Source organism: Salinivibrio sp. PR919 (assembly GCF_001995355.1).
In the GTDB taxonomy this organism is placed as follows: Bacteria; Pseudomonadota; Gammaproteobacteria; order Enterobacterales; family Vibrionaceae; genus Salinivibrio; species Salinivibrio proteolyticus.
The window spans coordinates 1-7,757 of the sequence record NZ_MUFL01000113.1 but is presented as its reverse complement, the minus strand read 5'-3'; the positions used below and the strand labels follow the sequence as shown (position 1 = coordinate 7,757).

Sequence of the window (7,757 nt, the reverse complement as noted above, 5' to 3'; positions counted from 1 at the left end):
AAAGAAGGCGACAAACTGGGCGGCGAAAAACACCAATACGATGTACATGCCCATAGCGCTCATCGACTTAGACATTGAATCAATCACGTCGCGATCGTTATTGATGGTGCCGACGGTACGGCCAAACACAATACCGGGAACGGCAAAGAACACCATAATAAAGGCAACAATGCCTTTCAAAAACGGCGAGCCTGCCACTTCATTGGTCTCGGGGTGACGCAGTGGTCCCCACTCAGGGACGATGGTGAGCGCTAAAATGCCGCTGACAATCAGCACCGCAATCCCGGCATTACGAAGACCGCGTTTCTCGTCATCATTTAGCTTGCTCGCGGAGGCGGCGGCGACATCTTCAGAGGCTTGGTCGTGGTCATACTGGCCCAGCTTAGGCTCGACAATCTTATCGGTGATCCACGCACCGACAAAGGCGATAAAGAAGGTGGAGACAAACATGAAGTACCAGTTCATCTCTGGGCCGACACTGTAGTCTGGRTCAATCATTTGCGCGGCTGACTCGGTGATCCCAGACAATAAAGGGTCGACAGTTCCCAACAACAAGTTCGCCGAGTAACCGCCGGATACCCCGGCAAACGCGGCGGCAAGGCCAGCCAATGGATGACGACCTAATGAGTGGAAGATCATCGCCGCAAGTGGGATCAGAACGACATAACCCAACTCTGAAGCCGTATTCGAGATAATACCGGCAAACACGATGGTAAAGGTCACGGTACGGCGCGACGCGCCCATTACCAAGCCGCGCATCGAGGCTGACAATAGTCCCGAATGCTCTGCGACCGATACACCGAGCATGGCCACCAGTACGGTGCCGAGTGGGGCAAAGCCAGTAAAGTTTTTCACCAAGTTGGTGACTATCATTTGCAAGCCTTCGGCGTTTAGTAGGCTTTGCACATAAATCATGCCATCGGCGGCACGTCCTTTCGCGCCCTCAGGGCGAGGGTCGGCGACGGCAAGATCAAAGTAACCGGCAATACCGGACGCGAGAAGAATCGCGACACAGAAGATTGCGAACAGTGTCACTGGGTGAGGAAGCAAGTTGCCGAGCCATTCGACGGTATCGAGAAAGCGCGTAAACAGCGTGCGCTTTTGCGGCCCACCTTGTTGCTCAGTGGTACTTGAGTGCATGTCATCGTCTCCTTGGTTGAACTGCATTTTCCCGTCTCTGGGAAAAGGAGGCCGGATGTTAATTGTTTTTTTAACTAGATTGCAAGATTAAACACTAATTTTTAACTCAATAAACCGATCCGTGTACTGGTTTTATGGATAAAAACTGACATATTTGACTGTATCTTTGCGCAGTTGTCGGTTATCTCACCGTAAGTTCGCGTAATATGTTGAGAGCGTCTGACAGCCTGAAACGTAAAAAGGTGTTAACAAATGCAGGATGATTCTTCCCAAGGGCATATCGACTATCTCGATGGATTACGTGTGCTGGCCGCCCTGTTTGTGGTGGCGATTCATGTATTGGGCCCCTATCGTATGGAGCTGGGTCAAATTCCAGACAGCGATTGGCTGATTGCGGTAGGACTCAATACCGTCAGCCGCTGGGCGGTACCGGTGTTTATCATGATCTCGGGCTTGCTGCTGTTGTCGGCGAGTAAACCCTTTAATTGGTCACACTTTTTGCGTCGGCGGGTGATGAAAGTCGTGGTGCCTTTTGTGGTGTGGTCTGCCATGTTTGCGGTGATTTCGGGCCTTTCAGCGCAAGGCTTTTCGCTGGCTACCACGCTCTCGACCCTACAAGAGGCGCCATGGCACGAAACCTATTACCACTTGGGCTTTTTCTATTACTACATTCCCTTGCTGCTTTGGGTGCCGGTGTTACGGCCGATATTAGCTCGTTTGCCGTCTACAGCCATCGCACTGGTCGGCTTGCTGTGGATTGGCGTGACGGCTTGGTATTTAACCGGAGGACAAGGCTGGTGGCGCAACGATTTCATCTTGTATGGCGGCTATTTATGGCTAGGTTTTTGGTTGCACCAATACCCGCGTGCTCGGGTGTTGTGGTGGGGTTTGGGCGTGGCGGCATTGGGCGCAACCATGTATCAGGTTTTAGCGACCAGCCTTGCCCACCAACGCTATATCACCCAAGGTTGGCTGTCATACACCACGGTKAATACCGTTTTAATCAGCGCTGCAGTATTTCTGGCTGTGCGTGCGTTGATGGCGGGACGGGCAAGCCCGGCATGGCTGGCGCAACTTAGTCGCTATAGCTTGGGCATTTACCTTATCCACCCTTTATTTTTGTGGCCAATACGTACTTATTGGCCCACGTTATCGCCGGCTTGGTGGTGGATCCCAGTGCTTACTCTGTATGCCTTTAGTGGCGCCGCTTTGGTCACAGCGTGGCTGCAGCGTCACCGAGCCACCGCTTGGTTGGTTCCTTGATGGGCGGCCAATCGGTCAGACGTATAGGGTCAATCCATTGGTCAAGATCGCAATCGTGATAGACCCGCCATCCAATCGACACAAAAACCGCCATACTGTATAAACTGGTGAGTGACCAGCGAAGGGAGAAACCATGGATGAAGTAGCAGTGGTGATCAAACACAGTCGGCGTTTAGAAAGCCTGCTGCGTCAGCATTACCACGCGGATGGAAAAGGCTTGCACCAGCTTGTCGATAGTTGCCAAAAACGTTTGCCCAATGATGTGATCGGCAAGCTGCGTTTTGTGGCGACGATCCGCAACAAAGTGGTGCATGAAGAAGGCTTTGAAGTGGACGACTTACGCCAATTCGTGTCCGTGTGCAAAGCGTGTGAAGCGGAGCTGGTCCCGCGCAGTCATCGTTTGATTTGGCGGCTGGCTGCCGGTCTTATCTTTCTCTTTACCGCCGGCGCGCTTTGGTTTTACGCACAAGTGTGGCCTCAGTGGAGCGGCTAACACCAAAGGCGAATGTGATTGCCCTTTCTTGTCGTCATTTTTTCTAACTGGATCTTGTTCTCACCAAGGGTAGCTGGACATCTGCCCAACGCGGCATAGACTTGGCGTCCTTGTCGTGAAAGGAATGATAATCATGTGGAGCTGGTTCGCTGTCTGTTGTTCTGGACTGCTACATATCTCCGCAGCCTACCGTGGTCCTCGCTGGCAGTTTTATCTGTTTAAGCCGCTCACTATAGTGCTGCTGGTACTGATTGGCAGTACCCAGATTACCGAGTCGACTTACGCTCAGCTCGTGCTCTCGGCGCTGCTGCTTTCGCTGGTCGGTGATATCTTCTTAATGCTGCCCAAAGATAGGTTTGTGCAGGGGCTCACTAGCTTTTTGTTTGCCCATATCGTCTATACCGTCGCGTTCTGGTATCAGTTCGATGGCCATATTGTGTGGTGGTTGCCGTCCTTGCTGTCCGGACTCGGGATCATTGTCTTTTTGTTATTACTGCCCAGTCTCGGCAAGTTAGCGTTGCCAGTTGCCGTTTATATTGCGGTGATCGTACAAATGGCATGGGCGGCCGGCGAGTATTGGCTCAATACCCACTCGACGCCCGCAGCATTGGCATTTGGTGGGGCCATTTTATTTATGATCTCAGATACGGTGTTGGCGTTTTCACGCTTTAAAGGTGAGTTTCGTGCTTCTCAGGCAGTAGTAATGACAACCTACTTTATGGCTCAAGCTCTGATCACTGCATCAGTGATTTACGCATCGTGAGGCGACGGGGTGGAAAAGGTCTATCAAGCCAGTAATACACTTGAAGCACACAGCCTGAAGGGGTTGCTGGCGAGCCACAATATCGATTGTGTGCTAAAAGGTGAGGCCTTAAGCGCGGCGGTCGGTGAACTGCCGACCGATGTGCAAGGCGTCACGCTTTGGGTAGCACCAGAGCATACCCATCAAGCGCGCGTGTTACTCCAAGAATACGAAGCACAAAGCCAGACACGCTGGGTGTGTGGCTATTGTGGTGAGGATAATGCGGGCAGTTTTGAGTTGTGCTGGCAATGCCAACACAACCGTGATGACTAGCTCAGACCATATATTTTCGACGAATATCGAGCAGCGCGAAAATACCAAAAATCAAAATGGACCACTTCTCCCAACGCGTCATCGCAATTTTATCGCCAAACGCGCCTAAGAAGATCAGCATCTGCAATCCATGCATCACCAATAAAAAGCCAGTCATAATATACAGCGCCATCGCGGCCACGCCCGGGAAGGGGTGAAACATATTGGCAATCAATACCAGCCATACAAAGGCGATGGCAGCTTTAGCCAGAATAATCAGTGCTTTCATGCATCCTCTCTAAAATACAGTCGATAATTGACTTGGCCCGCGGATTTATCTCGGTGCAACCGCCAATTAGCCGGTGCATCGTGCGTGCTGAGTTCATTCTCGGCTTCGACATAAATACAGGCATCGGGTGACAGCCAACCTTGCGATTCTAGCGCATTCAGAGTGTCTGCCAGTAATCCTTCTCGAAAGGGAGGATCAACAAAGACGATATCAAACGGTTCACCCTGATGGCCTGCGCGCAATTTGGCTAAGGCGTCGCCTTGTACCACATTCGCCTGCGCTGCCTGTAACTGGGTGAGGTTGGTGCTCAGCTGTTTCGCCGCTTGGGGATTCATTTCGCAAAATGTGACCCATGCAGCACCGCGTGAGAGAGCTTCAAACCCCAACCCGCCGCTACCGGCAAAAACATCCAAGCAGCGGGCACCAGGCAGATAGGGGGCTAACCAGTTAAACACTGTTTCTTTGACTCTGTCTGTGGTGGGGCGCAGGCCTTGCGCATCCTGTACTGCCAACTTTCGGCCACGCCAGCGGCCAGCAATAATTCTCACAGTACCTGCCGCACGGGATGGCGAAGCAGATGAAGGTTTCCGGGAGGCGCGTTTAACCATAGATTTTTTGACCGTAAAGAAGGTGATAGACTATGCCGATTCGGTAATGTGCCGCTGATTGTACCAAGCATGCTTTAGGATTTGCCAATGGCAGAAAAAAAGAAACGTGGATTAATGTCGTGGCTGGGTTTCGGCCGCAAAAAAGAACAGCCAGAACCAGAACAAGAATCGCATACTCAGCCGTCAGACGTGGCGGAAGACGCGGTGGAGTCAGCCACATCGGTTGATAGCCTCAATGAACAGGCTGCATCACAAAATGAACAAGGCCAGAGCCAGAGCCAGAGCCAGAGCCAGAGCCAGAGCCAGAGCCAGAGCCAGACTCACACTCACACTCACACTCACAATCTACTGCGATTCGCGAGCGGGAAAAACCGCAGCGCGAAGGCTTCTTTGCCCGCCTAAAACGTGGCTTACAAAAAACCAAGACCAACTTAGGGTCTGGGTTCTTTGGCCTATTTAGTGGCAAAAAGATCGATGATGAATTGTTCGAAGAGCTTGAAGAACAGTTGCTGATTGCCGATGTGGGTATGGAAGCAACCACCAAAATCATTGATAACCTGACCGATAAAGCTAGCCGTCGCGATCTGAAAGATGGGGAAGCCCTGTATGGCATTCTCAAACAAGAAATGGCGCAGATGCTGGAAAAAGTTGAACAGCCGCTGGTGATTAGCGATCAAAAGCCTTATGTGATCTTAATGGTTGGCGTGAACGGGGTGGGCAAAACCACCACCATTGGTAAGATGGCGCGTCAATTCCAAGACCAAGGCAAATCGGTGATGCTAGCTGCTGGTGACACCTTCCGCGCTGCGGCTGTCGAGCAACTTCAGGCTTGGGGCGAGCGTAATCAAGTGCCTGTGATTGCCCAGCACACCGGCGCTGACAGTGCCTCTGTGCTTTATGATGCGATTGAGGCGGCGAAAGCCCGTAATGTGGATGTGGTAATTGCCGACACCGCGGGACGCTTGCAAAACAAAGCCAACTTGATGGAAGAGCTGCGTAAAATTGTGCGTGTAATGCAAAAACTGGATGTTGGCGCGCCGCATGAAGTGATGCTGACCCTTGATGCTGGCACCGGACAAAACGCGATCAGCCAAGCGAAACTGTTTAATGACATTGCGCCGCTAACCGGTATTACCCTCACAAAATTGGACGGGACCGCCAAAGGTGGCGTCATTTTTGCCGTGGCTGAACAATTTAATATTCCCATCCGCTATATTGGGGTAGGCGAAGGCATTGAGGATCTTCGCACCTTCAATGCCAATGACTTTATCGAGGCCTTATTTAGCCGGGAGGAGTAACCGTGATCCAGTTTCAGCAGGTCAGTAAAGCCTATCGAGGCGGCCGCCAAGCACTGCAAAAAGTGAATTTTGACTTGCCTAAGGGTGATATGGCGCTGCTTACCGGCCACTCTGGCGCGGGCAAGAGCACCTTGCTGAAGCTGATTTGTGCCATTGAGCGGCCCAGTGATGGGCAGATTTTTTTCAATGGTCATGATATTTCTCGGATCCCTCGTCAAGATGTTCCCTTTTTGCGCCGTCATTTAGGGATCATCTTTCAAGATCACAAGCTATTGATGGACGCGACTGTGTATGAAAACGTCGCGCTCCCTTTGCGCATTGAGCAACAGTCTGACAACGAGATCAAAAAACGGGTTTCGGCGGCGCTGGATAAAGTCGGCTTACTGGATAAAGCGCGTTGTTATCCTATTCAGTTGTCAGGGGGTGAACAGCAACGTGTCGGCATTGCCCGTGCGGTGGTGAATCGTCCCCAAGTGCTGCTGGCCGATGAGCCAACCGGTAATTTGGATGCTGCATTATCGGCGCAAATCATGGAGCTATTTCGTTTGTTCAACCAAGTGGGCGTCACCATTTTAATGGCGACCCATGATACGTCCTTGCTTGAACAATATCGCCATTTGCGCCGTTTTGAACTAAACCAAGGCAGCTTGGCGGAGGTACGTCATGGCTGAAGGCTTTGTACAAACCCAGCGCCGACACGCCCGCGCAGCATGGCAAGATCTCTTTCAACGTCCGGTTGGGAATTTGCTCACCCTGACGGTACTGGCAGTGGCCCTGTCCTTGCCAGTCACTTTCTACTTACTGGCTAAAAATGTCTTAGCAGTGACCGACCAATGGCACAACCCGGCGGAGTTGAGTGTCTATCTTGATAAAGCGCAGACCGAGGCACAATCGCAAGCCCTTGCTAGCGATATTCGCGGTTGGTCCGATGTGGCCAGTGTGACCTATATTTCGCCCTCACAAGGGCTCGATACTTTGCGTGTCCAACGTGGCTTTGAGCAAGCCGTCAGCTTGCTCGACAACAACCCGCTTCCGGCGGTGTTAGTGGTCGTGCCGCGCGTTGATGTGTCTGCCTCTGACAGCGGCACACAGGTTGCGCTCAGCCAAGTGGCGCAAGGGTTATCGGCGWAGCTTATTGCATTGGATGGTGTCGAAGAGGTACGTCTCGACAGCGATTGGCTAGCCAGACTGGAAGCGATCAAGCACATCGCTATCACCTTGGCTTGGTTGTTCTCGGGGCTGATGCTGGCAGCGGTGCTGCTAGTGGTCGGCAATACCCTGAGGTTACAGGTGCTCCATCATCAATCCCGTATTCAAGTGATGAAGATGGTGGGGGCAACCGACAGCTTTATTTTGCGTCCCTATCTCTACATGGGCGCTTGGTTAGGCGGATTGGCGGCGGTGTTAGCATGGGTGATTACCGCATTAAATACGTTTTTAATGGATGCGGCGGTCAGTCAATTGGCACAGCTTTATGACAATCGCTTTACGCTCACCGGACTTGGTTGGGATGAATCTTTGCTATTGTTGATGGTGTCCACCTTATTAGGGGTGTTGGCCGCGGTGTTGGCGACACGTCGTCATCTAAAAGAAATTGAACCTGTGTAGACTT

The 7,757-nt window shown here is 51.9% G+C and carries 9 protein-coding genes and 1 pseudogene; 7 read left to right on the top strand and 3 right to left on the bottom strand.

The features are described 5' to 3' along the window. Nucleotides 1-1,140, bottom strand: a 1,140-nt coding sequence (locus BZG83_RS15195) for an AbgT family transporter (protein WP_077481790.1), incomplete at its 3' end; no start/stop codon positions are given. A 252-nt stretch (nt 1,141-1,392) separates the two neighbouring features. On the opposite strand from BZG83_RS15195, the gene BZG83_RS15190 reads away from it, so the two are divergent. The 4 genes from BZG83_RS15190 to BZG83_RS15175 all read left to right on the top strand — a co-directional run bounded on the left by BZG83_RS15190 (nt 1,393) and on the right by BZG83_RS15175 (nt 3,971). Then, nucleotides 1,393-2,403, top strand: coding sequence for an acyltransferase (locus BZG83_RS15190; RefSeq protein ID WP_077481788.1), 1,011 nt, complete (start codon nt 1,393-1,395; stop codon nt 2,401-2,403). 133 nt (nt 2,404-2,536) lie between these two features. Next, nucleotides 2,537-2,896, top strand: coding sequence for a DUF4145 domain-containing protein (locus BZG83_RS15185; protein WP_077481786.1), 360 nt, complete (start codon nt 2,537-2,539; stop codon nt 2,894-2,896). Nucleotides 2,897-3,029: 133 nt separating this feature from the next. After that, the gene (locus BZG83_RS15180; protein ID WP_077454998.1) at nt 3,030-3,659 is read left to right on the top strand and encodes a lysoplasmalogenase; all 630 of its coding nucleotides are present in this window, start codon (nt 3,030-3,032) and stop codon (nt 3,657-3,659) included. Nucleotides 3,660-3,668: 9 nt separating this feature from the next. Next, on the top strand, nt 3,669-3,971 hold the full coding sequence (locus BZG83_RS15175) for a putative signal transducing protein (RefSeq protein WP_077481784.1): 303 nt from the start codon (nt 3,669-3,671) through the stop codon (nt 3,969-3,971). A 1-nt stretch (nt 3,972) separates the two neighbouring features. On the opposite strand, the gene BZG83_RS15170 is transcribed toward BZG83_RS15175, so the two are convergent. Then, on the bottom strand, nt 3,973-4,239 hold the full coding sequence (locus BZG83_RS15170; protein ID WP_069590257.1) for a DUF1145 domain-containing protein: 267 nt from the start codon (nt 4,237-4,239) through the stop codon (nt 3,973-3,975). Then, complete coding sequence (rsmD, locus tag BZG83_RS15165) at nt 4,236-4,847, bottom strand: 16S rRNA (guanine(966)-N(2))-methyltransferase RsmD (protein WP_077481782.1); 612 nt, start codon at nt 4,845-4,847, stop codon at nt 4,236-4,238. Before rsmD ends, BZG83_RS15170 begins: the two co-directional genes overlap by 4 nt. Nucleotides 4,848-4,934: 87 nt before the next feature. Here rsmD and ftsY point away from each other — a divergent pair. From ftsY to ftsX, 3 genes and pseudogenes are all read left to right on the top strand, one after another. Then, nucleotides 4,935-6,145: pseudogene (gene ftsY, locus BZG83_RS15160) on the top strand (signal recognition particle-docking protein FtsY). Nucleotides 6,146-6,147: 2 nt separating this feature from the next. Continuing rightward, entirely contained in the window at nt 6,148-6,816 is a 669-nt protein-coding gene (ftsE, locus tag BZG83_RS15155) for a cell division ATP-binding protein FtsE (RefSeq protein ID WP_069589049.1), read from the top strand. Continuing rightward, entirely contained in the window at nt 6,809-7,753 is a 945-nt protein-coding gene (gene ftsX, locus BZG83_RS15150) for a permease-like cell division protein FtsX (protein ID WP_077481780.1), read from the top strand. Before ftsE ends, ftsX begins: the two co-directional genes overlap by 8 nt. Nucleotides 7,754-7,757 lie beyond the last annotated feature (4 nt).